The organism is Azospirillum thermophilum (genome assembly GCF_003130795.1).
Lineage (GTDB): Bacteria > Pseudomonadota > Alphaproteobacteria > Azospirillales > Azospirillaceae > Azospirillum > Azospirillum thermophilum.
Window position 1 is genome coordinate 1,944,175 of record NZ_CP029353.1, and the last position, 23,872, is coordinate 1,968,046.

Here is a 23,872-nt window from a genome sequence, read left to right on the forward strand (position 1 = left end):
ATCCGTAACGTCAAGGACAATTCGCCGCACCCTCGCGGCCTGTCCTGCGGCGCCGATCATAGGAAACTGTAGGGATCCACGTCGATCTGTACACGGACCGCCGGCGGAATCTCCACCCGCGACAGCCATTCCGCGATCACCGGTTGCACCTGGACCGAGCGCGGCGCCTTCAGCAGCAGCCGGCGGCGGTGGCGGCCGCGCAGCAGGGCCAGCGGGGCGGGCGCCGGGCCCAGCACATGGACCGTGTCGCTGCGCGGGGCGGCGCGGCCGAGATCCATCGCCACCTTCTCGACCTGCGCCGGGTCCTCCCCCGACACGATCAGCGCGGCCAGCCGGCCGAAGGGCGGCATGCCGGCCTCCAGCCGCATCTCGGCCTCGAGCTGGTAGAAGCCGTCGCGGTCGCCGGCGGCCAGCGCCTGCATCACCGGATGCTCGGGCATGAAGGTCTGCAGCATCACCCGGCCCGGCCGCTCGCCGCGCCCGGCGCGCCCGGCCACCTGGTGGAGGAGCTGGTAGGTCCGCTCCGCCGCCCGCAGGTCGCCGCCGTTCAGGCCGAGGTCGGCGTCCACCACCCCGACCAGGGTCAGCATGGGGAAATGGTGGCCCTTCGCCATCACCTGGGTGCCGATGATGATGTCCAGCTCATGGTCGGCGATGCGCCGCACCATCTCCTGGATGGCGCGCGGGCCGGACAGCGTGTCCGACGCCATGATCGCGGCGCGCGCCTCGGGGAACAGCTCCGCCACCTCCTCGGCGATGCGCTCGACGCCGGGGCCGCAGGCGGCCATGGTGCCCTCCTCGCCGCAGTTGGGGCACTGCTGCGGCAGGGGCTGCTGCAGGCCGCAATGGTGGCACTGCAGCTTGCGGGCGAGCCGGTGCTCGACCAGCCAGGCGGTGCAGTTGGGGCACTGCATGCGGTGGCCGCAGGCGCGGCACAGCGTCAGCGGGGCATAGCCGCGGCGGTTGAGGAACAGCATCGCCTGCTCCCCTTCCGCCAGCGTGTCGGTCAGCGCCTTGCGCAGGCCGGGCGCCAGCCAGTGGCGGGCCGGCGGCCGGTCGCGGCGCAGGTCGACCAGCTCGACCTCCGGCAGCACGGCGCCGCCGTGGCGGGCCGGCAGGGCGATGCGGGCATAGCGGTGGCTGTCGGCGTTGACCTTGGTCTCCAGCGACGGGGTGGCCGACACCAGCACGATCGGGATGCCGCCGAGATGCGCCCGCGCCACCGCCATGTCGCGGGCGTGGTAGATGGCGCCGTCCTCCTGCTTGTAGGCCGAGTCGTGCTCCTCGTCGACGATGATGACGCCGAGGTCGGGATAGGGCAGGAACAGCGCCGACCGCGCGCCGACCACCACCGGCACCTCCCCCGTCGCCACGGCGCGCCAGGTGTCGCGGCGCTGGGCGCCGGTCAGCTCGGAATGCCACTCCACCGGCGGCGCGCCGAAGCGGCGGGCGAAGCGGTCGAGCCACTGGGCCGACAGCGCGATTTCCGGCAGCAGCACCAGCGCCTGCCTGCCCTGCGCCAGCGCGGCCGAGATCGCCTCGTAATAGACCTCCGTCTTGCCCGATCCGGTGACGCCGTCCAGCAGCACGGTGGAATAGCCGCCGGACCGCACCCGGCCGCGCAGGTCGTCCGCCGCCGCCTGCTGGTCGGCCGACAGGGTCGGGCCCGGACGCGTCCAGTCGGGCCGGCCGAAGCGCACGGGCTGCAGCATCACCGGCTCCAGCAGCCCGGCCTCGGCCAGCCCGCGCACGACGGTGACGCCACAGCCGGCCTCCTCCGCCAGCTCCGCCGGGGTGCGCGGCGGGCCGTCCTGCAGCTGGGCCAGCACGCGGGTCCGCGCGTCGGTCATCTTGAACCCGGCCGGCGGCTCCGCCCCCTCCCGGCGCAGATAGGCCAGCAGCGGCTTGGGCGGCTCCAGCGCCGCCGGCACGCTGACCGCCATGCGCAGCACGAAGCCGGCGGGCGTCATGGTGTAGGCGGCGACCCACTCGACGAAGCGGCGCGCCACCTCGGTCATCGGCGGCGCGTCGAACCGGCGGACCACCGGCTTCAGCCGGCCGGCCTCCACCCCGCCGCCGCCCGGTCCCCAGACGACGCCCACCACCCGGCGCGGCCCCAGCGGCACCTCGACATAGTCGCCGGCGGCGAGCTCCATCCCGTCGGGCACGCGATAGTCGTAGGCTTCGCGCAGCGGCAACGGCAGCAGCACGGCGACGCGCCGCACCGGGCCCAGAAGATCGCCCTGGGCCGGCGGGGCGGAACTGGCGGAAGGCTCACGCATCGGCTAGAGTGCCCTCAATCCCCGAATCGGGGCGGGGTGGCCCTGCCGGCCGGCTCCGGTCTTCCTCAGCAAAGCATGGATCCTTCGTCATGAAGTTCTTCGTCGACACCGCCGACATCGCCGAGATCCGCGATCTGGCCGATTCCGGCCTGCTGGACGGTGTTACCACCAACCCCTCCCTGGTCGCCAAGTCCGGTCGCAACTTCCTCGACCTGGTGGCCGAGATCTGCGATGTGGTGAACGGCCCGGTCAGCGCCGAGGTGGCCTCCGTCGACTTCGAGACCATGCTCGCCGAAGCGCACAAGATCGCCAAGATCTCCCACCGCATCGCGGTGAAGGTGCCGCTGACCCCGGCCGGGCTCAAGGTCTGCAAGATCCTGTCCTCCGAAGGCACGATGGTCAACGTCACGCTGTGCTTCTCGCCGGCGCAGGCGATCCTGGCCGCCAAGGCCGGCGCCAGCTTCGTGTCGCCCTTCGTCGGCCGGCTGGACGACATCGGCCAGGACGGCATGGGCATCATCAAGGACATCTGCGAGATCTACAGCAACTACGACGCCTTCAAGACCGAGGTGCTGGTCGCCTCGATCCGCAACCCGATGCACATCGTCAAGGCCGCCCGCCTCGGCGCCCATGTGGTGACCGCCCCGCCGTCGGTGCTGAAGCAGCTCTTCAACCATCCGCTGACCGACAAGGGTCTCGCCCAGTTCGTCGAGGACTGGAAGAAGACCGGCCAGTCGATCCTCTGACGCGGCGCGGAGCGGAACCGCGACATGGCCCGCGAGCCGGGACAGACGCACAGGCCGGCGCAGGGCATATCCGCCGAGGATGTCCGCGCCTACCTGCGCGAGCACCCCGACTTCCTGGCGCAGAACGCCGAGCTTCTCCACCACCTCACCCCGCCGTCGGTCGACCGCGGGCGCGGGGTGGTGGACCTGCAGGCCTACATGGTCGAGCGGCTGCGCGGCGAGGTCCGCCAGCTCAAGGACCAGCAGCGCGAGCTGATCGGCACCACGCGGGCCAACCTGAACAGCCAGAACCGCATCCATGCGGCGGTGCTGTTCCTGCTCGACGCGCAGAGCTTCGAGCAGCTGATCCAGACCATCACCACCGACCTCGCGGTCCTGCTCGACCTCGACGTCGCCTGTCTGGTGATCGAATCGAACGGCATGGACAGTCCCCACGTCCACACCTCGGGCGTGCGGGTGGTGGAGCCGGGGGCGGTCTCCGGCTGGCTCGGCAAGGCCGACGTGGTGCTGAACGCCGACGTGCAGGGCGATCCGGAGATCTACGGCCCCGGCGCCGGCCTCGTGCGGTCGGAGGTGCTGATCCGCATCCAGGTCTCCAGCGAGACGCCGGAGGGCATGCTGGCCTTCGGCAGCCGCAACCCCGACACCTTCCACAGCGGCCAGGGCACCGAGCTGGTGGGCTTCCTCGCCCGCGTGGTGGAACGCGTGATCCGCGGCTGGCTGGAACTGCCGGCATGAGCGCCCCGGCGCTCGGTTTCTCCGCCCGGCCCGACGTCCAGGACGCCATCGACCACTGGCGCCGCTGGATGGAGACGGAGCGCAACCTCTCCGACCACACGCTCAGCGCCTATCTCGGCGACATGGCCGGGTTTCTCGCCTTCCTGACGGAATTCAACGGCGGATCGCCGCCCTCGCTCAACGACCTCGCCGGGCTGAAGGCGGCCGACTTCCGGTCCTGGCAGTCGCGGCTGGCGATGGACGGGCTGATCGCCGCCAGCCGCGCCCGCGCGCTTGCCGCCGTGCGCAACTTCTTCCGCTGGGCCGACCGCAGCGGCCGGATGCACAACCCGGCCATCGCCGCCGTCGGCACGCCGCGCGTCAAGCGCCCGATGCCCCGTCCGCTGACCGTCATCGACGCCGACCGGCTGCTGGAGGAGGCGGAGCAGGAGCCGGAGGAGCCGTGGATCGGCAAGCGCGACCGGGCGCTGTTCACCGTGCTCTACGGCTGCGGCCTGCGCATCTCCGAGGCGCTCGGCCTCCCGCGCAGGGATGCCCCGCTGGGCGAGCTTCTGCGCGTCACCGGCAAGGGCCGCAAGGAACGCGTGGTCCCCGTCCTGCCGGCGGTGACGGAGGCGGTGCGGGCCTATCTCGACGTCTGCCCCTTCGCGCTCGGCCCCGACGACCCGCTGTTCGTCGGCGTCCGCGGCAAGCGGCTGAACCCGGCGGTCGCCCAGCGGCAGATGCAGCATCTCCGCCACCTGATGGGGCTGCCCGACAGTGCGACGCCGCACGCGCTGCGCCACAGCTTCGCCACCCACCTGCTGGCCGACGGCGGCGACCTGCGCGCCATCCAGGACCTTCTGGGCCACGCCTCCCTCTCCACCACCCAGCGCTACACCGACGTGGAGAGCGAGCAGTTGATGCAGGTCTACCGCGCCGCCCACCCGCGGGCGAAGATGAAGGGCTGAGCGGGCCGTCCCGGCTCCCGGCGGCCCCGCGGTCACGTCGCGCATCGCCGCTCCCGCGCCGGCGCCGGCGCGGGCGCGTTGCAAACTCCGCTTGCCGCCGCCCGGCCCCTCCCCTAGCCTCGGCCCATCGAGCGCCCCACCCTGCCCGGTCCGTCACCCTGCGCCTTGCGCATGGCGACAGCAGTGCCCTTGTGCATCCCCCGCACAACGCATGTACGCGAAAGGTCCTGCCAACCCATTGCCGGGCCAGGCGAAACCGCCGATCACGTCCTTGTGCAGCGGAAACACGCCGCACAAGGCGCCCAACCGGGCCCGGTCCGGGCCATGCGCCGAACGCATGACCTGGCCGGACCGCCAGGGGCGTACCGCTCAGGCGCGGATATCGACGCCCTGCGAGCCGCGCGGGGCGACGGAGGCGAACTGCTGCTGGGCGGCGCCGAGGTCGCCGGACTGGAGGGCGCTGCCGAGGCCGGCGAGCGCCGAGAGGAACGGGTTGCCCCGGCTGCCGGCGGCGGCGCCGGACGTGCTGCTGCCGTCGCCGATCCCCAGCAGGTCGGCCAGCGAGGAATAGGCGGACTGCGCGTCCTCCAGCGTGCCCGACTGCAGCGACTGGGCGAGGCTGCCCATGGCGGCGCGCATCTCGTCCGACGGGCCGTCCGGCGGCGGACCGCCGGCCCCGCCGCGGCCGCCGCCATCCGGGGGCGGGGCGCCGCGCCCGCCCGGACCGCCCTTCGGCCCGGCCGCCTCGAAGGCCTGCCGGACCTGTGCGATGTCGCCGGTCTCCAGCGCCGCGCCGACGGTCTCCAGCAGGGTGGACAGCGGGTCCTTGCGGTCGGCGGCGCTGCCGGTGGACGAGCCCGTCGAGGACGCGGCGGTTGCGGCGGAACCGCCGGCGGTCCGCTTGCTCTGCAGGGCGGAGAGGGAGTCGTAGGCCGATCTGGCGGCCTCCAGGTCGCCGGATTGGACGGCGGTCTTCAACTGGTCGATGCCGGTGCGGATCTCCCTGCCGGCCCCTTGCGGCCTCTGCAGGGACATGGACTGGCCCGCTCCGGAAACGCTTGAGGCCCCGGAAACACTTGAGATGGACATGGCGGTCTCCTTCGGTCGGATGCCGGGCCGGCCTCATGCGCTCCGCCGGAGCGGGATGGCGGGGGGAGTGTCCGGCGGAGGGCCGGCCCGGCATCCCCTTGGACGAGGGGAGACGGCGGCCTCCTGCGCGCCTCCGGGACGGGTCCGTCGATTTTTTTCCGATCCGCCCCTTAACGGTCGCGGCCGGGCGGCGGCGGGTGGTCTTCCGGGCGGAACCCGGCGATCCGCCGGCGGCCTTCCGGCGACATGGCCGCGGCCACCTTGATCAGGACGGACTGGAAGCGCTCGCGGACCTGGGCCTCGCGGCGGTCCTGCTCCTCGAACAGGCGGGCGAGCGCCTGCGGGTCGAAGGGGTCCGCCCGCAGGACGGCCCGCACGCGGTCGGGGAACTCGCGGTGGCGGCGGCCCAGCTCGTCCAGCTCCGGCCGGTTGCTCTCGACGGCCGCGTGCAGCAGGCTGGCGTCGTCCGGCGGCAGCTGCTCGGCCATATGCTCCAGCAGGCGCAGCGGGTTGGGCGGGCCGGGCGGCGGGCCGAAGGGCGGGCGGGCGCCCAGCAGGTAGCCGGCGAGGAACATGTTGGCCCCGAGGGAGGCGAGCAGGGCGAGGAACAGCCAGCGGCTTCGGGTCGGCGGGGTCATCGGATCCACGTCTGAAGATAGGAGGTATGGTCGACCAGCGCGGCGATGCCGTCGCTCTGCGCCGTGTCGGCACGGGAGGCGCCGCCACCGGTCGCGCCGCCGATCAGGCCGAGATCGCCGGCCGCCACGCCCAGCACGCCCATGGCGGCCAGGAAGGCGGCGGCCTGCCACCATGCACCGGCGCGGGCGGCGGGCCGGACGGCAGCCGGGGCGCCGCCCGGCAGGCGGATCGGCGGCGGAGCGCCCGTCCGCCGGTCCAGCCGGTCCGACAGCGAGGCCATCACCCGGTCCAGCTGCGCGTCGCCGACCTTCGGCTCGCCGAGCGACAGGAAGGCGTCGAGGATGCGGGCCTGGGCCAGGGCGTGGCGGGCCTCGTCCGACCGGGCGAGCAGGCCGCGGGCCGCCGCCCGTTCCGTCTCCGGCCAGCGGTCGATCTCGGCGCCGTAGGCCTCGGCCAGATGCTGGAACCGCTCGATGTTCATGACCTGCCTCCCTCTCCCGCTCCGCCCGGGTCCTTCCCGGCCGGGGCCATGCCCGTCGGGCTGGCGCCCGTCAGTCCGGCAAGGCGCGCCCGCACCATCCGCCGCGCCCGGACCAGAAGGCTCTCCATGGCCGAGACCGACACCTGCAGGCTCGCCGCCGCCTCGGCACAGGACAGCTCGCCATAATAGCAGAGGCTCAGCGCCGCCCGCTGGCGGTCCGGCAGGCCGGCGATCGCCTCCTCGACGCAGGCGGCGAGCTGCCGTTCCTCCACCAGGGCCTCGGCGTCCGGCTGGCCGCTCGGGATGTCCCCGGCATCCTCCAGCGGGGCGAAGCTCCGGCGGCGGCGGTAGTCCAGGCTGCGGTTCAGCACGACGCGGTAGAGCCAGGTCGAGACCTTGGCCTCGCCGCCGCGCCAGCGGTCGGCATGCTCCCACAGTTGCAGGAGCGCGTCCTGCACCACCTCCTCCGCATCCTGGGGCGATCCCAGGACGCGCTGGGCGACCCCGAGGCTCCGTTTCAAGTGACGCCGGCACAGCAGCTCGAAGGCGGGACGGCAGCCCCCGGCGATCTCCGCCATCAGCGCGTCGTCGTCCAACCCCTCCAACTCCGGCTGGCCCAACTCCGGCCGCGCCCCGACCATTCTCGACCGAATGCCCGCCTCCATCGACCGCCGGGAAGCGGGCCGTCGCCCCACTCCCCCGGTCCTCCGTCCCCGATCCCCCGTCGTCCCGCCTTCTACGATGCCGCCCCGCCCCCTCCTGCGCGCCACCCGGCAATTTTTTCCGGGCGCGCAAAAGAAAAGCGCCGGCCCTGCCGGCCGGCGCTTCTCCTGCGGTCGGAACCGCGGCAGGGGGGCGGGTGCCCCGCGTCAGATGTGCAGGGCGCGGCCGTCCACCGCCAGCGCCGCTTCCTTCGTCACCTCCGACAGGGTCGGGTGGGCGTGGCAGGTGCGGGCGATGTCCTCGGCCGAGGCGCTGAACTCCATGGCCAGCGCCAGCTCGGCCACCATCTCCGACACGTTCGGGCCGATCATGTGGACGCCCAGCACCTTGTCGGTGGCGGCGTCGGCGAGGATCTTGACGAAGCCGTCGGTGGAGCCCATGGCCCGGGCGCGGCCGTTGGCGGTGAAGGGGAACTTGCCGGCCTTGTAGGCGACGCCCGCGGCCTTCAGCTCCTCCTCGGTCTTGCCGACCGCGGCCACTTCCGGCCAGGTGTAGACGACGCCGGGGACGAGGTCGTGGTTGACGTGGCCCGCCTGGCCGGCCAGCAGCTCGGCCAGCGCCACGCCCTCCTCCTCGGCCTTGTGGGCCAGCATCGGGCCTTCGACCACGTCGCCGATGGCGTAGATGCCCGGAACGTTGGTCTCGAAATGCTTGCCGATCTTGACCCGGCCGCGGTTGTCCATCTCCACGCCCACCGCGTCGAGGCCCAGCCCCTGGGTGAAGGCGCGGCGGCCGATGGCGACCAGCACCACGTCGGCCTCGACCGTCTCGGCGGCGCCGCCGGCGGCGGGCTCGACCGTCAGGGCGACGCCGGCGTCGGTGACGTTGGCCGCGGTGACCTTGGAGGACAGCTTGAAGGTCATGCCCTGCTTGGCGAAGACGCGCTGCGCCTGCTTGGACAGCTCGCCGTCCATCGTCGGCAGGATGCGGTCGAGGAACTCGATCACCGTCACCTGGGCGCCCAGGCGGCCCCAGACCGACCCCAGCTCCAGCCCGATCACGCCGCCGCCGATGACGACGAGGCGCTTGGGCACCTCCGGCAGCTCCAGCGCGCCGGTGGAGGAGACGATCTTCTTCTCGTCGATGGTGATGCCGGGCAGCGGGGTCACCTCCGACCCGGTGGCGATCACGATGGCCTTGCCGGCGGTGACGGTGCCCACGCCCTCGACCTCGACGGTGTTCGGCGCGGTGATCCGGCCGGCACCCTTCAGCCAGGCGATCTTGTTCTTCTTGAACAGGAACTCGATGCCGCCGGTGTTCTCCTTGACGACCTTGTCCTTGTGGGCAAGCATCCCCGGCAGGTCGAGCTCGACGCCGCCGACCTTGATGCCGAACTTGCCGAGGCCGTGCTTGGCCTCCTCGAACTTCTCCGACGCCGAGAGCAGCGCCTTGGAGGGGATGCAGCCGACATTGAGGCAGGTCCCGCCGAGAGCCGCGCGCTTCTCGACGCAGGCCACCTTGAAACCAAGCTGGGCCGCACGGATCGCGCAGACATACCCGCCGGGGCCGCCGCCGATGACGACGACGTCGTAAGTGCTTTCAGCCATGAGGGGCTTTCCTTCCGCCTGTCTTGCTCGTTGCCAAAAGCCGTCCCGTCCAGCGGGGAGGGCCGCGCGGCGATTTATGCCCGCGCTTCCGCCGGCTGGCAACGGGACACTTCGTCTCGACAGGGCTACCGGAAAGGAAGGTGCCGGATGCCCCGGCTCACAGCCGCAGGTCGCCGTACAGCTCCGCCAGCGGCGCCTCCGGCCACCGGCCGTCGGCGTCGCGGCGGTGCAGCTCGGCCCGGACGGCCCGCGAGTCGGGGAACAGGATCTCCCGCACCGACGGCATGGCGGCATAGGCGTGCAGCTTCGCCCGCTGCGCCTTCTCCTCGGTCGGCGACAGGATCTCGACCAGCAGGACCGGAGCGGTGGTGTAGAGGGCCTCCGGGTCGAAGGGCTCGCAGGTCACCGCGAGGTCGGCGACGCGGCAATTGTGGATCGGGTCGACGTGCAGCCGGATGCCGGCTTCGGACAGGAACCCCGCGAGAGCGCCCGTCTTGCGAAGGGCACCCCCTTTGCGCAGCCCCCCGCCCGATCGGGTCGGGAAACAACCAAGGTTCCGCTTGCGTTGTTCCAGGCGACGACAAGGTCATCGCAACCGGGAGACACACATCATGCGAACCCTCAGGAAGATCGCGCTGTTCGCCATCGCCGGCACGCTGCTCGGCACCACGCTGAGCGCCTGCAACACCATCGAGGGCGCCGGTCAGGACGTCCAGGCCGGCGGCCGCGCGGTGGAGCGCTCGGCCGACAGCGTGCAGAAGAAGATGTAAGCAGCGGCCGACCCGTCCCGCGATGTGCAACCGGCCCGGCCCCTGCGCCGGGCCGGTTCCGTTTCATGCCCGGCGCCTCTCGCCCGGCTCCTTCACGAAGCCCTTGTTCGCTCCGCGGTTGCCTGCGACAATTGGCTGCACCGGTTGCGAAGTAAACTCATTCGTGCCGCATTGATTCGGCCGCCGCCGCTTCGCAAAATCGATTCCAGACCTCCATCCGGGCCGGCTCCGTGCACCCGGCCTTTCGAGCAAGGACCTGACGCGTGAAGAGCATTGTGAACTGGATCAACCCCATCCTCGCGGGGATCGTCGCCTTCCTCGGACTGCTGGCCTCCTCCCGCGCGGCGGACGGGGCGTTCTACTACGGCGGGCTGATCGTCTTCCTCGCCTGCATCGTCTTCATTTTCATGAGCGTCGGCCGCTACTACGACCGCCGCGACGCCATGCTCGCGCACCAGCACAAGTAGGAGCCCGGCGTCCGAATCCGGAACGGGTGCGCAGTCACGGGGGCAGGCAGTCCGCCCTGGTCCCCGTGCCAAGACGAAGAAAGGGGTGCCGCCATGGCATGGGACCCCAAACGCGACGATGACCGCGACACCGGCCGCGACCGGCCGGTGTCCGACCTTCTGGCGGCGCTGTCCGCCCTCCATCCCCGTACCATCGTCGTCCTGCGCTGCGGCGACGGCCATCTGGCCCGCCGGCTCGCCGCGACGTGGCCGGAGGCCGCGGTGCTGGGCGTGGACCCGTGCGAAGCGATGCTGCGCTGGGCCGCCGCCACGCCGTCGCGGGTGCGCTACGAACAGGCGGCCCTTGCCGACTGGCGCCCGGCCCATCCCGTGGACCTCATCGTCTGCGACGGCGGCCCCGCCGACCCCGGGGAGCATCCCCGGCTGCTGCCCGAGCTGCTGCAGCGGCTGGCGCCCGGCGGCACGCTCGCCCTCGTCCTGCCGCGGACGGAGGAGGAGGCCCCCTACCGCCTGCTTCTCCAGGCGGCGCGCCGCGACCCCTGGGCGGAACGGCTGGAGGGGCTGCTGCGCCCGGCGCCCGCCCATGCCCCCGGCGACTACTACGACTGGCTGAGGCCGCTCGCCGCACGGATCGAGCTGTGGCAGGCCGAGTATCTGACGCCGGTCAGCGCCGACATCCCGCTCCAGCAGCGGGTGAACCCCGACATGCTCGCCCCGGTGATGGAGGCGCTGTCGGGAACGGCGCTCGACCGCTTCCTGGCCGACTATGCCCGCCGGCTGGAGGAGGCCTTCCCCCAGCGCTGCGACGGCACCGTCCTGATGCCGTCGCGGCGGCTGTTCGTCGTCGCCCGGATCGCCGGATAGGCGCGGGTCAGGTCCGGTCGATATAGTCCAGCAGCGGCGCCCAGTCGCCGCGATGCTCCGACGCCCGCTTGCCCGGCATGTCGAACAGGCTGAGGCCGGTGGCGGCGGCGTCCGCATAGATCTGGCTGTCGCGCAGCCGCGTCACCACCCGGTGGCCGATCCCGCCGAGGAACTGGTCGAGCCGGTCGGCCGCCCTGGTCCGCGCGCGCAGCCGGTTGCCGACCACGGCGACCGCCTTGCGGTTCTTCGCGATCGACTTCAGCTCCTCCAGCTTGCCGAGGAAGCGCTGCGTCGCCTGCTCGTCGAAGGCGCCGGGAAGCACAGGCAGGACGACCACGTCCGCCATCTTCACCAGATCCTCGATCTGCCTGGTCTTCAGCGCCGCCGGGGCGTCGATCACCAGCCGCTGCGTGCCGCGCGGCGCATCGCCGATGTCCTTCGACCAGTCCAGCCCGACCAGGGCCGGCAGCGTGTCCGGCCGCCGGCCGAGCCAGCCCAGCGAGGAGCGCTGGCGGTCCACGTCGGCCAGCACGGTCGCGCGGCCTGCGCAGGCGGAGGCCGCAGCCAGATTGGTGGCGATGGTGGTCTTGCCACACCCGCCCTTGATGTTGGCGACGAGGATCGTGAGCATGATGGGGCAGTCTAGCCCACGGCTTCCCGCTTCGACCAGAAGCGTTTGGTCTCCAGGAAATCATGCCACAGCCCGACCAGCGAGGCCTCGGCATCGACGACGCCGCGCGCATGCCAGCCGATGACGAGGCCGGCCGCCCGCGGCTCGCCCGGCGCCGACCGGCTGCCGTCGGCATGCAGGTCGTGCAGCAGGCGCGTCGCCGTCGCCACGTCGTTCAGGTGGCCCAGCGCGTCCTGGAAGGCCGAGAGCTGCTGGATGTAGCGCTTGGCCGGCTTCTCGTCATAGAGGCTGCGGAAGAACTCCGTCGCATAGCGCAGCTTCTTCAGCGCGATGCGGAGCTGGTGGCGGTCGTTGACCGACAGTTCCTCGAAGCCGTGGCCGGCGCGCCGCGCCTTCTTGTGCCGCTTGTCGAGCAGATGGTCGGCAAGGTCGGTCACCGGGCCGAACAGGCGGATGGCGTTCTCGCTGACCGGCTGGTCGCGCCAGCCGCGCCGCTCCACCCAGGCGCCGAGCCCGAGCAGGAAGCCGGTGTAGCGCGGCGAGCGGATGGCCTCCCGCGCGGTCTCGTAGGCCTGCTGGCGCCGGGCCTCCGCCGCGGCCGCCAGCGCCTCGATGTCGGCGACCGCCGAACGGCCGTGGCCGTTGGCCTGCCGGAAGGCGTCGCGCACCGGGGCCAGCAGCTCGGTCAGGAAGACGTCCCAGTCGCGCGCCGGCCCCAGGTTGCCGGCCAGCCACTTGATCTCGCCCACCAGCCAGAGATACTGGTCGGTCGGCACGAAGGGCCGGAACAGCGCGATGGCCGAGCGCAGGCGGCGCAGCGCCACGCGCATCTGGTGGATGCCCTCCGGATCCTCGCCGGCGACCGAGACCGCCTCGTTGGCGACGAGGTGGTTGAGGCAGGAATGGACGATGCGGGCGAGCGCGCCCTCCACCGTCGTCTCGGGCTCCAGAGCCAGCTTGTCGGCCTTCACCACCATGTCCCCCTGCCCGGCGGCCAGCGCGAAGCCGCGCGCCGCCTTGGTCCGCGCCTCCAGCCGGACCGGCGCCGCCTCGGCAAGCTCCTGGGCGAGCCGGTAGAGCGCGGCGGCGCTGCCGGCCAGCAGTTCCAGCTCCACCTCCGACACCGGGACCGACCGGCCGTCCGGCAGCCGGATGTCGCCGCTGTCGAAGGCGATCTCGATCCGGCTGGCGGCGTCGCCCTCGCCCACCGTCACCTCGACCGCCTCGCGCTCGACGACCGTGGTGAAGACCGGCTTCAGGTCGCCCGCCCCGACCGCGCCCAGCAGGGCCTGCGCCTCGCCGTCGGCGATGACCGAGAGGTCGAGGCCGGAGCCGGGCAGCGGATACTCCCACTCGCCGCGGCCGAGCCCGTCGGCCTCCGGCGCCGTCTTCACCGTCAGCAGGTGGCGGTCGCCGGCCTTGCGCACCCGCACGGTCACGCCGCGCCTCGACAGGCGCAGGTCGTCGCTGTCGAAATAGGTGCTCTCCAGCAGCTTGCGGCTGCCCGCCTCCCTGGCGCGCGACGTCACCGCCCGGGAAGAGCGAAGGGCGGCGAAATCCTCGGCGCGAACGGCCAGTTTCAGTTCCGTTTCACGATTGGTGTCCGCTTCAGCCATCGCCTGCGCCTCAAGCCCCCGTTCAAGCTGCATGCCCGTTAACATGCGACCAGCGGCCGGTGTTGCATAGCCCCTCGAAGGGGGTCAAGTTACGGTATCAAGTCAACACCTGGGATTGTGGTCCCCGCGGTCGCGGCACCGGCCGCTCCGCAACAGGACGGCCGCCCGCTTGTTCCCCCGGCTGACCGGCGCCGCCACCCCCTGCGACACCATGCCCACTTCGTTTGGAGTCGTTGCAAAGCCGGGGCCTCTGTGCTTGGCTGCGCGCCAAAATCCTCTCTTACCTTTGGGGACTCTGGGGCCATGAGCGATTTCAACACCATCGACGACCTCGACGTGAGCGGCAAGACCGTGCTGGTTCGCGCCGACCTGAACGTCCCGATGCAGGACGGCAAGGTGTCGGACACCACCCGCATCGTCCGTCTGGCGCCGACGCTGACGGAGCTGGCGAAGAAGGGCGCCAAGGTCGTCGTCCTGTCGCACTTCGGCCGTCCCAAGAACGGGCCGGATGCCAAGAACTCGCTGCGCAACGTGCTGGGCGACCTCGGCGCCGCCGTCGGCCAGACCGTCGCCTTCGCCGAGGACTGCGTCGGCCAGCCGGCCAAGGACGCCATCGCCGCCGCCAAGGCCGGCGACATCATCCTGCTGGAGAACACCCGCTTCCACGCCGAGGAAGAGAAGAACGACCCGGCCTTCGCCAAGCAGATGGCGGAGCTCGGCGACCTCTACGTCAACGACGCCTTCTCGGCCGCCCACCGCGCCCACGCCTCGACCGAGGGCGTCGCCCGCCACCTGCCGTCGGCCGCCGGCCGCCTGATGCAGGCCGAGCTGGAGGCGCTGACCAAGGCGCTGGAGAAGCCGGAGCGGCCGGTCGCCGCCGTGGTCGGCGGCGCCAAGATCTCCACCAAGCTCGACCTGCTGGGCAACCTCGTCCGCAAGGTCGACATGCTGGCGCTCGGCGGCGGCATGGCCAACACCTTCCTCTTCGCGCAGGGCGTCGATGTCGGCGCCTCGCTGTGCGAGAAGGACATGGCCGACCAGGCCCGCGCCATCATGGAGACGGCCAGGGCCGCCAACTGCGAGCTGCTGCTGCCGAAGGACTTCGTGGTCGCCAAGGAGTTCAAGGCGGGTGCCGCCAACCGCGTGGTCGCCGCCGACGCCATCGGCGCCGACGAGATGGCGCTGGACGTCGGCCCGGCGACGGTCGAGTTCCTCGGCCTGAAGCTGCAGGGCGCCAGGACGGTGGTGTGGAACGGCCCGCTCGGCGCCTTCGAGATCCAGCCCTTCGACGCCGGCACCAACGCCGTGGCCGGCCTCGTCGCCGCCCGCACCGCGTCGAACGGCCTGCTGTCGGTCGCCGGCGGCGGCGACACGGTGGCGGCGCTGGCCCATGCCGGCGTCGAGGAGAAGTTCACCTATATCTCCGCTGCCGGCGGCGCCTTCCTGGAGTGGCTGGAAGGCAAGGAACTGCCGGGCGTCGCCGCACTGAAGAAGAAGTAAGAGCCGGCCGGTCCGGAACGGCGGAGGGGGAGGCCTCGCGGCCTCCCCTTTGTCGTTCCGGCCTACTCCGCGGCTGCCACCGCCGGCGCCGCCTGCGGCGCCACCTCGTCCGGCCGGTGCGGGAAGGCGAGTGCGGAGAGGAAGATCGCGGCCCCGCCGCCCGCCAGCACCAGGAAGACCAGGGTGAAGCCGCCCGTGCGCTCGTGCAGCCCGGCCACCAGCGGCACCGCCGCGGCGCTCGCCGCGAAGGATACCAGATAGCGGATGGCATAGGCCCGCGCCCGCCAGTGCTGGTCGGTGTATCTGGCGACCATCGTGTCGTTGATGGTGACCTGTCCGAAGATGGCGAACATCGCCGCCACCGCCACCGCGACCAGCCCCCAGTTCTCGGCCGTCGCCGCCAGCGCCAGACAGGGGGCCTGCAGCAGGGACAGCGGGATGAAGATGCGGCGCAGCGTGTGGCGGTCGACCAGCCGCCCGACGATGAGCTGCGAGGTGGCGCCGATCACATAGACCCCGCACAGCAGCGCCCCGATCCCCAGCGGCGTGGCGGCCAGTGCCCCCACCCGCTCGTCGAACAGCTTGGGCAGGGCGATGACGGCGGCATTGAAGACCAGGCTGCCGAAGACCGTGGTGACGGCCAGCACCGCGAAGGCGCGCACCACCACGGCGCGCGGGATGGCGGCGGTGGCCGCGGCACCGGCCTTGCGGACCGCCGGCTCGTCCGGGACCAGCGCCGGCATCGCCAGCCCCATCGCCATGCACAGCACCCCCGGCGCCACGAAGGCGGCGCGCCAGCCGAGCCACTGGGTCAGCGCCCCGGTCGCCAGCGCCGCGACGGCGATGCCGAGATTGCCCCAGACGCCGTTGACGCCGATCTCCCGCCCGATCCTCCGGGCGTGCGCGGTCAGCAGCGCCGTGCCGACCGGGTGGTAGATGGCGCCGAACAGCCCGATGCCGGTCATGCCCACGGCCAGCCAGGCGGGGGTGGGGGCGAAGCCGGTCAGCACCGACGCCCCTCCCATGCCGAGGAAGAACACCACCATCATGTTCCGCCGGCTCCACAGGTCGCCGAGCCAGCCCGCCGGGATCGAGCCGGCGCCGAAGGCGATGAAGCCGCCGAGCGAGAGGGGGAGAAGCTCGCCGTAGGACAGGCCGAAGCCGTCCCCGGCCTCCCCCACCATGCCGAGGACGGCGGTGGGGAAGACCAGCATCAGCAGATGGTCCATGAAATGGCCGGCGTTGACGAAGGCGATGACCCGCCTCGCCCGGGGGCCCGCTGCGGTCGGCATCGGACTGCTCCTTCCCTGTCGACGTGGATGACGGTGGACAGGGTAGAAGCGTCCGCTAGGATATGTCCGGTCAAGTTTCGTCGCGAAACGGACATCCACCCCGGACGGTTCCCATGCGCGCGCCCAACGCCCGCCCTTGCGAGGTCGAGCATCTGCCCCACCCCATCCTGGCGATCGCCAAGGATTATGCGCACGGCGCCCGGGTCGCGTGGCACAGCCATGCCCGCGCCCAGCTTCTGTTCGCCACCAGCGGCACCATGCGCGTGACCACCGCGGCCGGCGCCTGGATCGTCCCGCCGCTGCGCGCGGTCTGGATCCCGCCGGGGACGGAGCATGCGCTGGCGATGACCGGGCCGGTGTCGATGCGCACCCTGTTCCTGCGGCCGGGCGCCGCCCCCTTCATGCCCGGCGACTGCTGCCGCGTCGTCGAGGTGACGCCGCTGCTGCGGGCGCTGATCCTGGCGGCGATGGAGGAGGACAGCGACCCCGAACTGCCGCCGACCTCGCGGGCCGGCATGATCGCCGGTCTGATCGTCAGCGAGTTGGAACGGGCCGAGCCGGTCCCCTGCGCCTTCCCCTGCCCCGCGACCCGCGGTTGCTCTCGCTCTGCCGCGCCCTGCTCGACGATCCCGCCCGCGACGAGACGCTGGAGGACTGGGCCGAGCGGGCCGGGGCCAGCGGCCGCACGCTCGCCCGCCTGTTCCTGAAGGAGACCGGCCTGACCTTCGGGGCGTGGCGCCAGCAGGCCCGGCTGGCCGAGGCGGTCGCCCGGCTGGCGCTGGGCGAGCCGGTGGCGCGGGTGGCGCTGGCCGCCGGCTACGACAGCGCCAGCGCCTTCACCGCCATGTTCCGCCGGACCCTGGGGGCGACGCCGCGCGACTATTTCGCAACGGAGGGACGGGAGGAGGTCGGTCGGGAAGCACTGCGCTCCGTTTCCTGACGGCCTTGCCGTGATCCGGGCCAGCCGGTACTGTTCCCGCCATCGACGCCCCTCGCCCGTCCTGCGTGAATCGTCCGTCCCGCGTGAAGGGCCTGACCCACCCCGTTCCGTTGTGCAGTGGATGCACAATGGACGTGTGCAGACGACTCCGGTCAAGTCGTTGAGACGAAACGGAAAAACAGCGATGACACCCATTGTGCGGCGAAAACGCTCTGCACAATGGCACAATCCCGGACTCCACCCGGACCACCCCTGGTGACGGCTCCGTTACGGAATAGCCTTGCATCCGGCGGCGCGACCCCCATAACAGCGGCGGGAGACTGGCGTCGGACGAGTCCCTCGCCAACCCGGTCAGGTCCGGAAGGAAGCAGCCGTAACGAGTTCCGGCTCGGGTCGTTCGTCCAGTCTCCCACCCTCTCCCCCCGCCGCATGGTTCTAAGCGCATTGAAACGGCGACAGCGCGTCGACGGGACGCTATTCTGCGCCCCACTTTCGAAGCCGCTCACTTTCATGCCGTCTTACCGTCGTTCCCGGGGCCAGTCGCGTGACCGATACGTCCGTTCTCGATCCAGCACAGAATAGCGTTCAGGCCGCTCCGCAGTCGGGGCTGGCCTACCGGGTGCTGGCGCGCAAGTATCGCCCGAAGACCTTCGACGAGCTGATCGGCCAGGACGCCCTGGTCCGCACCCTCACCAACGCCATCCAGTCCGGCCGCATCGCGCAGGCCTTCATGCTGACCGGCGTGCGCGGCGTCGGCAAGACCACCACCGCCCGCATCATCGCCCGCGCGCTGAACTGCACCGGGCCGGACGGCACCGGCGGGCCGACCGTCAGCCCCTGCGGCGTGTGCGACAACTGCCGCGCCATCGCCGAGGACCGGCATGTCGACGTGATGGAGATGGACGCCGCCAGCCACACCGGCGTGGACGACATCCGCGAGATCATCGACGGCGTGCGTTATGCCCCGGTGTCGGCGCGCTTCAAGCTCTACATCATCGACGAGGTCCACATGCTCTCCAAGAGCGCGTTCAACGCGCTCCTGAAGACGCTGGAGGAGCCGCCGAGCCATGTGAAGTTCGTCTTCGCCACCACCGAGATCCGCAAGGTCCCGGTGACGGTGCTGTCGCGCTGCCAGCGCTTCGACCTGCGGCGGGTCGACGCCCAGGTGCTGAAGGACCATTTCACCCGCGTGACCGGGCAGGAAGGTGCCGCCATCGAAGCGGACGCGGCGGCGCTGATCGCGCGGGCGGCCGACGGGTCGGTGCGCGACGGGCTGTCGCTGCTCGACCAGGCGATCGCGCTCGCCAACGGGACCGTGACGGCGCAGCAGGTCCGCGACATGCTGGGGCTGGCCGACCGCACGCGGGTGATCGACCTGTTCGAGGCCGCCGTCTCCGCCCGCCCGGCGGAGGCGATGGACATCCTGGCCGACCTGCACCGGGTCGGCGCCGATCCCGTGGTGATCCTGCAGGACCTGCTGGACCTCGTCCACAACCTGACCCGGCTGAAGGTGGTCCCCGACAGCGCCAGCGATCCCTCCCTGCCGGAGGCGGAACGCACACGCGGGGCCACCCTGTCCGGCCGGCTCGGCATGCCGGCGCTGACGCGGGCGTGGCAGCTCCTCCTGAAGGGGCTGGGCGAGGTGCAGGCCGCCCCGGTGCCGCAGCAGGCGCTGGAGATGGTGATCGTCCGCCTGTCCTACGCCGCCGACCTGCCGACCCCCGGCGAGCTGATCCGCCAGGTCCAGGCCATGCAGTCCGCCGGCGGCAGCGGGGGCTCCGGTCCGCGCGGCGGCGGCCCCGGCGGTGGTCCCGTCGCGATCGCAGGCGGCGGCGCCCAGGCGGTCGCCCGGCCGATGCAGGCGGTGCCGCAGGCGGCACCCGCCGCCCAGGCCCGCATGGCGGCCGATCCGGCCAAGGCTCCGGCCGTCGCCGCCGGCACGGCGCCGGAGGAGGAGCGCGTGGCGATGCCGCGCGACTTCAAGGCGCTGACCCAGATCTTCTCGGACAAGCGCGAAGGGGCGCTCTACGGCCACCTCGTCGGCAGCGTCCATCTGGTCCGGATGGAGCCGGGGCGGCTGGAGCTGCGGCTGGAGCCGTCGGCGCCGCCGAACCTGGCGAACCGGGTCGGGCAGTTCCTGACCGAATGGACCGGGCAGCGCTGGGTGGTCGCCCTGTCGGAGGCCGCCGGCCAGCCCACCCTCGCCGAGCAGGAGCGCGCCGCCACCCGGCGCGCCTATGCCGAGGCGGAGGCCCATCCGCTGGTCCGCGCGGTGCTGGAGACCTTCCCCGGCGCCAGGATTTCCGAGGTCCGCGACCTCGCCGCCGCCGCCGAGAGCGATCCGGCGGTTGCCGATGACGGCGAGAGCCCCGACCTTATCGTTCAGCAGCAGGACGACGGGGTCTATTACCCGCTCGATGACGAAGGAGAGTACTGACCCATGAAGAATATCGGCGCGATGATGAAGCAGGCCCAGCAGATGCAGGCCAAGATGCAGGAGATGCAGGCCCGGCTCGCCGAGGTCGAGGTCTCCGGGCAGAGCGGCGCCGGCATGGTCAACGTGACGGTGAACGGCAAGGGCGAGCTGAAGAAGGTGAAGCTCGACAAGGCCGTCGTCGATCCCGAGGACGTCGAGGTGCTGGAGGACCTGATCGTCGCCGCCTTCAACGACGCCAAGTCGAAGGTCGAGCGGCAGGTCGCCGAGGAAACCCAGAAGCTGATGGGCGGGCTGAGCCTGCCGCCGGGCTTCAAGCTGCCGTTCTGAGCATGACGCCGCTCCCGTCGCCTCCGCCATCCGCCGGGGTGCCCGCGGAGGTGTCGGCGGAGGTGACGGGATCGCGCAACACCTATCCTGAAGGCCATGATCGGACCTGAAATCGAACGGCTGATCCAGCTCCTGGCGAAGCTGCCGGGGCTGGGGCCGCGGTCGGCGCGGCGTGCCGCGCTGCACCTGATGAAGCGGCGGGACAGCCTGCTGGTGCCGCTGTCGGAGGCGATGGCGCTGGCCGGGGAGTCGATCCGGGCCTGCTCGGTCTGCGGCAACCTCGACAGCCGCGACCCCTGCACCGTCTGCAGCGACCACAGCCGCGACCATTCCGTCATCTGCGTGGTGGAGGACGCCGGCGACCTGTGGGCGCTGGAGAGGACGCGGGCCTTCCGCGGGCTCTACCATGTACTGGGCGGCACGCTGTCGGCGCTGCACGGAGTCGGCCCCGACGACCTCAACATCGCCGGGCTGGTCGAACGGGCCAGGGATCCGGCGGTCCGCGAGGTCATCCTGGCGCTGAACGCCACGGTGGACGGCCAGACGACCGCCCATGTCGTAACCGACCGGCTGGCCGGGACGGAGGTCTCGGTCTCCCGCCTCGCCCATGGCGTTCCGGTGGGCGGCGAGCTGGACTATCTCGACGACGGCACCCTGACCGCCGCGCTGAAGGCCAGGCGCCCGCTCTGACCCCGGCCGCCGCCGGGACCGCCGGCGGCACGCAAAAAGGCCCCGCCCTCCCTGCGGAGGACGGGGCCTTTTGCGGCCGGAACCGGGATGCCGCGGCCTTACTGGGGCAGCGGCTGCGGGCTGTCGGCCAGCGAGCGCAGGTAGGCGATGACGTTCGCCCGCTCCTGGTCCTTCTTCAGGCCGGCAAAGGTCATCTTGGTGCCGGGCGCATAGCCCTTCGGGTCGTAGAGGAACTTGTTCAGCTCGTCATACGTCCACTCACCGCCGGTCTTCACCAGCGCGTCGGAATAGGCGAAGCCCTGCAGGTGGCCCTTGTGGTTGCCGACGATGCCGTAGAGGTTCGGCCCCACCTTGTTGGCGCCGCCCTTGTCGAAGCTGTGGCAGGCGGCACAGGCCTTCGCGGCCGTCTGGCCGGCGGCCGGATCGGCCTTGGCGAGCAGCGGGCCGATCGGAGCGGGTCCGGCCGGGGCGCCGGCGGTGTCGGCAGGCTTGGCTTGGCCTTCCGGAGTGGCGACCACATAGGCGCTCTTCTCGAGCTTGTGCGGACGAACCAGCACCTGGGCCGCGAAACCGGTCAGCATGGCGATCAGACCCGCCAGCAGCACGGCACCGAAGATCTTGTTCCACTCCATGCTCATGTGAGCCTCTACCCCCTCGAACGTTCCCTGGGTTTGCCCGCCGGCCCGGACGCCGTCCGCCGGCCGCGCGCTTTCCCGCACCATACCCTGTGACATCCCGCTTGTCATCGGCCGGGCCGCGGAACGCGGACCGTTGCAGGCCGCCGCAGCTCTTGACGGGGCCGGCACATCCGTGGTTCACCCGCGCCATCCGCGATCGAAGCCGGGAGCGCAGGAGACGCCATGACCAATATCCCGCCGCCGTCCAACCCCATCGTGGTCATCCCGGCGCGGATGGCCTCCACCCGCCTGCCCGGCAAGCCGCTGGCCGACATCCTGGGCGAGCCGATGATCGTCCATGTCTGGCGCCGCGCCGTCGAAGCCGACATCGGGCCGGTGGTGGTCGCCTGCGCCGAGCCGGAGATCGCCCGCGCGGTCGAGGCCGCCGGCGGCAAGGCGGTGATGACCCGGCCGGACCATCCCTCGGGCTCCGACCGCATCTTCGAGGCGGTCAGCCTGCTCGACCCGGACGGCCATTACGACGCGGTGGTCAACGTGCAGGGCGACCTGCCGACCGTAGAACCGGAGGTGGTGCGCACCGCCTTCGCCCCGCTGTCCGACCCCAAGGTCGACATTGCGACCCTGGTCGTCGCCATCACGCGGGAGGAGGAACGCACCGACCCCAACGTGGTCAAGGCGGTGCTGGAACTGCCGCCGGACGGGCGGCGCGGACGGGCGCTGTACTTCACCCGCGCCACCGCCCCCTGGGGCGATGGGCCGCTGTTCCACCACATCGGGCTCTACGCCTATCGCCGCGAGGCGCTGGAACGCTTCGTCCGGCTGCCGCCGTCGATGCTGGAGCAGCGCGAGAAGCTGGAGCAGCTCCGCGCGCTGGCCTTCGGCATGCGCATCGATGCCGCAGTCGTTGACGCGGTTCCGTTGGGTGTCGATACTCCCGCGGACCTGGAGCGCGCCCGCACCCTGCTGGCCCGCCGCCCGTCGCCGTAACGCCCGCCCCGCAACCCCCGCGCCAGAGTCCGCCCGCCATGCCGACCTCGACCGTCATCGCCTTCCAGGGCTTCCCCGGTGCCTACTCCGACCTGGCCTGCCGCACGGCCCTGCCGGAGATGAAGACCCTGCCCTGCCGGACGTTCGAGGACGCCTTTGCGGCCGTGCGCGACGGCCGCGCCGAACTGGCGATGATCCCGGTCGAGAACTCCATCGCCGGCCGCGTCGCGGACAACCACAAGCTTCTGCCCGAGGGCGGGCTGCACATCATCGGCGAGCATTTCCAGCGGGTGAACCACCAGCTGCTGGCGCCGCGCGGCGCCACGCTGGACAGCATCAGGACGGTGCGCAGCCACCTGCAGGCTCTGTCGCAGTGCCAGACGGTGATCCGTGAGCTGGGGCTGGAGGCCATCACCCACGCCGACACGGCCGGCGCCGCGGCGGAGATCGCCCAGATCAACGATCCGCAGCACGCGGCCATCGCCTCGTCGCTGGCTGCGGAGATCTATGGGCTGGACATCCTGCGCGGCGGCATCGAGGACGCGGAACACAACACCACCCGCTTCCTGATCATGGCGCGCCAGCCCAGAATGCCGCCGGTCGGCGGCAAGGTGATCACCACCTTCGTCTTCCGCGTCCGCAGCGTCCCGGCGGCGCTGTACAAGGCGCTGGGCGGTTTCGCCACCAACGGCGTCAACATGACGAAGCTGGAAAGCTACATGCTGGGCGGCCGCTTCACCTCCACCCAGTTCTATGCCGACGTCGAGGGCCACCCGGACGAACGCCCGCTGCGCCTTGCCCTGGAAGAACTCGATTTCTTCGCCCGTGAAGTAAAAATCCTCGGTGTCTATCCGGCCGACCCGTTCCGCTATCAGGAAAGCCAGCGCATCGGCGAAGACTGAGCCGGTCTTGTCCCCAGCCTTTATTGCGGCGCACCGGATCTTTTCGCCGGTGCGGCAATATTGTCGGACGCACCCGCGGCATTCGGACGCAGGCCTGCGCGAAAGGGGTAGATTCCCCGACTCCCGCCTGGGCCGGCGGATAAAATGTTGCTATATTGTTAATTAATCACAAGGCCACGACAACGGCCGGCACCAGGGCGGCCTGATCGGAGGCGCAGTCCCGACGGATGGTCCGTAGCGACCGCCTCCATCGACAGCCATGGCACCAACGGATGGAGGTTGCCATGCTTACCATGGAAGATTGCCTGGGCCTCGCAAACCTTGAACAGGACGAGGTCTTCCAGATCGCCAAGCATGAACGGCTGGCGTTCACCGCGGCGCTCGAGAAGGGGGCGACCCTGCTGAGCGAGCCGTGGGGCGACGCGGCGGTCCGGCAGATGGTGTGGGACAATCTGTGCGCCGCCAACCGGCGCGAGCCGGCCCGCGTCCCCGAACTGATGACGCTGTATCACGAGACCTGCACGCGTCATCCGAACACGTTCGACCGGCGGCGGTCGCCGGTACGCAACACGGCTCCGCTGGACCGGCACTGATCCGGCGCCGGCCGGCGCCTGTC

Annotated in this window: 26 protein-coding genes and 1 other RNA gene; 16 read left to right on the forward strand and 11 right to left on the reverse strand. The window is 71.6% G+C overall.

Annotated elements, in window-relative coordinates:
- Nucleotides 1-56: 56 nt before the first annotated feature.
- Nucleotides 57-2,282: a primosomal protein N' gene (locus tag DEW08_RS15495; protein WP_245986307.1), complete on the reverse strand. Its 2,226-nt coding sequence runs from the start codon at nt 2,280-2,282 to the stop codon at nt 57-59.
- A gap of 89 nt (nt 2,283-2,371) precedes the next feature.
- On the opposite strand from DEW08_RS15495, the gene fsa reads away from it, so the two are divergent.
- The 3 genes from fsa to DEW08_RS15510 are packed head-to-tail and all read left to right on the forward strand — an operon-like array spanning nt 2,372 to nt 4,716.
- Nucleotides 2,372-3,028 (forward strand): fructose-6-phosphate aldolase, encoded by a 657-nt coding sequence (fsa, locus tag DEW08_RS15500; protein ID WP_109328595.1) that lies wholly within the window; start codon nt 2,372-2,374, stop codon nt 3,026-3,028.
- A 24-nt stretch (nt 3,029-3,052) separates the two neighbouring features.
- Nucleotides 3,053-3,766: a DUF484 family protein gene (locus DEW08_RS15505; protein WP_109328597.1), complete on the forward strand. Its 714-nt coding sequence runs from the start codon at nt 3,053-3,055 to the stop codon at nt 3,764-3,766.
- Nucleotides 3,763-4,716 carry a tyrosine recombinase XerC gene (locus DEW08_RS15510; RefSeq protein ID WP_109328599.1) on the forward strand — a complete coding sequence of 318 codons (954 nt, stop codon included), beginning with the start codon at nt 3,763-3,765 and terminating at the stop codon, nt 4,714-4,716. The genes DEW08_RS15505 and DEW08_RS15510 overlap by 4 nt, the downstream gene beginning before the upstream one ends.
- A gap of 369 nt (nt 4,717-5,085) precedes the next feature.
- Here the strand turns inward: DEW08_RS15510 and DEW08_RS15515 are convergent, their stop codons facing one another.
- The 6 genes from DEW08_RS15515 to DEW08_RS15535 form a co-directional block, all read right to left on the reverse strand.
- Entirely contained in the window at nt 5,086-5,751 is a 666-nt protein-coding gene (locus tag DEW08_RS15515; protein ID WP_109328601.1) for a hypothetical protein, read from the reverse strand.
- Nucleotides 5,752-5,975: 224 nt separating this feature from the next.
- The gene (locus DEW08_RS15520; RefSeq protein ID WP_168220373.1) at nt 5,976-6,443 is read right to left on the reverse strand and encodes a periplasmic heavy metal sensor; all 468 of its coding nucleotides are present in this window, start codon (nt 6,441-6,443) and stop codon (nt 5,976-5,978) included.
- Nucleotides 6,440-6,925: a hypothetical protein gene (locus tag DEW08_RS31220; RefSeq protein WP_168220374.1), complete on the reverse strand. Its 486-nt coding sequence runs from the start codon at nt 6,923-6,925 to the stop codon at nt 6,440-6,442. The genes DEW08_RS15520 and DEW08_RS31220 overlap by 4 nt, the downstream gene beginning before the upstream one ends.
- Complete coding sequence (locus DEW08_RS15525; protein ID WP_245986308.1) at nt 6,922-7,521, reverse strand: sigma-70 family RNA polymerase sigma factor; 600 nt, start codon at nt 7,519-7,521, stop codon at nt 6,922-6,924. The genes DEW08_RS31220 and DEW08_RS15525 overlap by 4 nt, the downstream gene beginning before the upstream one ends.
- Before the next feature lie 273 nt (nt 7,522-7,794).
- Nucleotides 7,795-9,195, reverse strand: a complete 1,401-nt coding sequence (gene lpdA / locus DEW08_RS15530; RefSeq protein ID WP_109328607.1) for a dihydrolipoyl dehydrogenase — start codon at nt 9,193-9,195, stop codon at nt 7,795-7,797.
- 157 nt (nt 9,196-9,352) lie between these two features.
- Nucleotides 9,353-9,769 (reverse strand): Uma2 family endonuclease, encoded by a 417-nt coding sequence (locus DEW08_RS15535; protein WP_109328609.1) that lies wholly within the window; start codon nt 9,767-9,769, stop codon nt 9,353-9,355.
- A 37-nt stretch (nt 9,770-9,806) separates the two neighbouring features.
- Between DEW08_RS15535 and DEW08_RS15540 the strand changes: the two genes are divergently transcribed.
- The 3 genes from DEW08_RS15540 (at nt 9,807) to DEW08_RS15550 (ending at nt 11,296) form a co-directional block, all read left to right on the forward strand.
- Entirely contained in the window at nt 9,807-9,965 is a 159-nt protein-coding gene (locus tag DEW08_RS15540) for an entericidin A/B family lipoprotein (RefSeq protein ID WP_109328611.1), read from the forward strand.
- A gap of 263 nt (nt 9,966-10,228) precedes the next feature.
- A complete protein-coding gene (locus DEW08_RS15545; RefSeq protein ID WP_109328614.1) occupies nt 10,229-10,432 on the forward strand; it encodes a hypothetical protein in 204 nt (67 codons plus the stop codon).
- A gap of 93 nt (nt 10,433-10,525) precedes the next feature.
- Nucleotides 10,526-11,296, forward strand: a complete 771-nt coding sequence (locus DEW08_RS15550; RefSeq protein ID WP_109328616.1) for a methyltransferase domain-containing protein — start codon at nt 10,526-10,528, stop codon at nt 11,294-11,296.
- Nucleotides 11,297-11,303: 7 nt separating this feature from the next.
- Here DEW08_RS15550 and DEW08_RS15555 read toward each other — a convergent pair whose 3' ends face one another.
- Together DEW08_RS15555 and DEW08_RS15560 are read right to left on the reverse strand one after the other, a co-directional pair.
- Nucleotides 11,304-11,927, reverse strand: a complete 624-nt coding sequence (locus DEW08_RS15555) for a ParA family protein (protein WP_109328618.1) — start codon at nt 11,925-11,927, stop codon at nt 11,304-11,306.
- Between the two features lie 11 nt (nt 11,928-11,938).
- On the reverse strand, nt 11,939-13,543 hold the full coding sequence (locus tag DEW08_RS15560) for a CYTH and CHAD domain-containing protein (protein WP_109328620.1): 1,605 nt from the start codon (nt 13,541-13,543) through the stop codon (nt 11,939-11,941).
- A 303-nt stretch (nt 13,544-13,846) separates the two neighbouring features.
- Here DEW08_RS15560 and DEW08_RS15565 point away from each other — a divergent pair, with 303 nt between their 5' ends.
- Complete coding sequence (locus tag DEW08_RS15565; protein ID WP_109328622.1) at nt 13,847-15,043, forward strand: phosphoglycerate kinase; 1,197 nt, start codon at nt 13,847-13,849, stop codon at nt 15,041-15,043.
- Between the two features lie 62 nt (nt 15,044-15,105).
- Here DEW08_RS15565 and DEW08_RS15570 read toward each other — a convergent pair whose 3' ends face one another.
- Nucleotides 15,106-16,335, reverse strand: coding sequence for an MFS transporter (locus DEW08_RS15570; protein WP_109328624.1), 1,230 nt, complete (start codon nt 16,333-16,335; stop codon nt 15,106-15,108).
- 113 nt (nt 16,336-16,448) lie between these two features.
- Here DEW08_RS15570 and DEW08_RS15575 point away from each other — a divergent pair, with 113 nt between their 5' ends.
- The 6 genes from DEW08_RS15575 to recR all read left to right on the forward strand — a co-directional run bounded on the left by DEW08_RS15575 (nt 16,449) and on the right by recR (nt 20,729).
- Nucleotides 16,449-17,042, forward strand: coding sequence for an AraC family ligand binding domain-containing protein (locus DEW08_RS15575; RefSeq protein WP_245986310.1), 594 nt, complete (start codon nt 16,449-16,451; stop codon nt 17,040-17,042).
- Nucleotides 16,931-17,275, forward strand: coding sequence for a helix-turn-helix transcriptional regulator (locus DEW08_RS32440; protein ID WP_245986312.1), 345 nt, complete (start codon nt 16,931-16,933; stop codon nt 17,273-17,275). Before DEW08_RS15575 ends, DEW08_RS32440 begins: the two co-directional genes overlap by 112 nt.
- A 315-nt stretch (nt 17,276-17,590) precedes the next feature.
- An RNA gene (gene ffs / locus DEW08_RS15580) (signal recognition particle sRNA small type) lies at nt 17,591-17,688 on the forward strand.
- Nucleotides 17,689-17,819: 131 nt separating this feature from the next.
- On the forward strand, nt 17,820-19,712 hold the full coding sequence (locus tag DEW08_RS15585) for a DNA polymerase III subunit gamma/tau (RefSeq protein WP_109328626.1): 1,893 nt from the start codon (nt 17,820-17,822) through the stop codon (nt 19,710-19,712).
- Between the two features lie 3 nt (nt 19,713-19,715).
- Nucleotides 19,716-20,039 (forward strand): YbaB/EbfC family nucleoid-associated protein, encoded by a 324-nt coding sequence (locus DEW08_RS15590; protein ID WP_109328628.1) that lies wholly within the window; start codon nt 19,716-19,718, stop codon nt 20,037-20,039.
- Nucleotides 20,040-20,135: 96 nt separating this feature from the next.
- On the forward strand, nt 20,136-20,729 hold the full coding sequence (gene recR / locus DEW08_RS15595) for a recombination mediator RecR (protein WP_109328630.1): 594 nt from the start codon (nt 20,136-20,138) through the stop codon (nt 20,727-20,729).
- A 98-nt stretch (nt 20,730-20,827) separates the two neighbouring features.
- On the opposite strand, the gene DEW08_RS15600 is transcribed toward recR, so the two are convergent.
- Nucleotides 20,828-21,367: a c-type cytochrome gene (locus DEW08_RS15600; protein WP_109328633.1), complete on the reverse strand. Its 540-nt coding sequence runs from the start codon at nt 21,365-21,367 to the stop codon at nt 20,828-20,830.
- 222 nt (nt 21,368-21,589) lie between these two features.
- Here DEW08_RS15600 and DEW08_RS15605 point away from each other — a divergent pair, with 222 nt between their 5' ends.
- From DEW08_RS15605 to DEW08_RS15615, 3 genes are all read left to right on the forward strand, one after another.
- On the forward strand, nt 21,590-22,354 hold the full coding sequence (locus tag DEW08_RS15605; RefSeq protein WP_109328635.1) for a 3-deoxy-manno-octulosonate cytidylyltransferase: 765 nt from the start codon (nt 21,590-21,592) through the stop codon (nt 22,352-22,354).
- Between the two features lie 38 nt (nt 22,355-22,392).
- Nucleotides 22,393-23,256: a prephenate dehydratase gene (locus DEW08_RS15610; RefSeq protein ID WP_109328637.1), complete on the forward strand. Its 864-nt coding sequence runs from the start codon at nt 22,393-22,395 to the stop codon at nt 23,254-23,256.
- A 284-nt stretch (nt 23,257-23,540) separates the two neighbouring features.
- A complete protein-coding gene (locus tag DEW08_RS15615) occupies nt 23,541-23,849 on the forward strand; it encodes a hypothetical protein (RefSeq protein WP_109328639.1) in 309 nt (102 codons plus the stop codon).
- Nucleotides 23,850-23,872 lie beyond the last annotated feature (23 nt).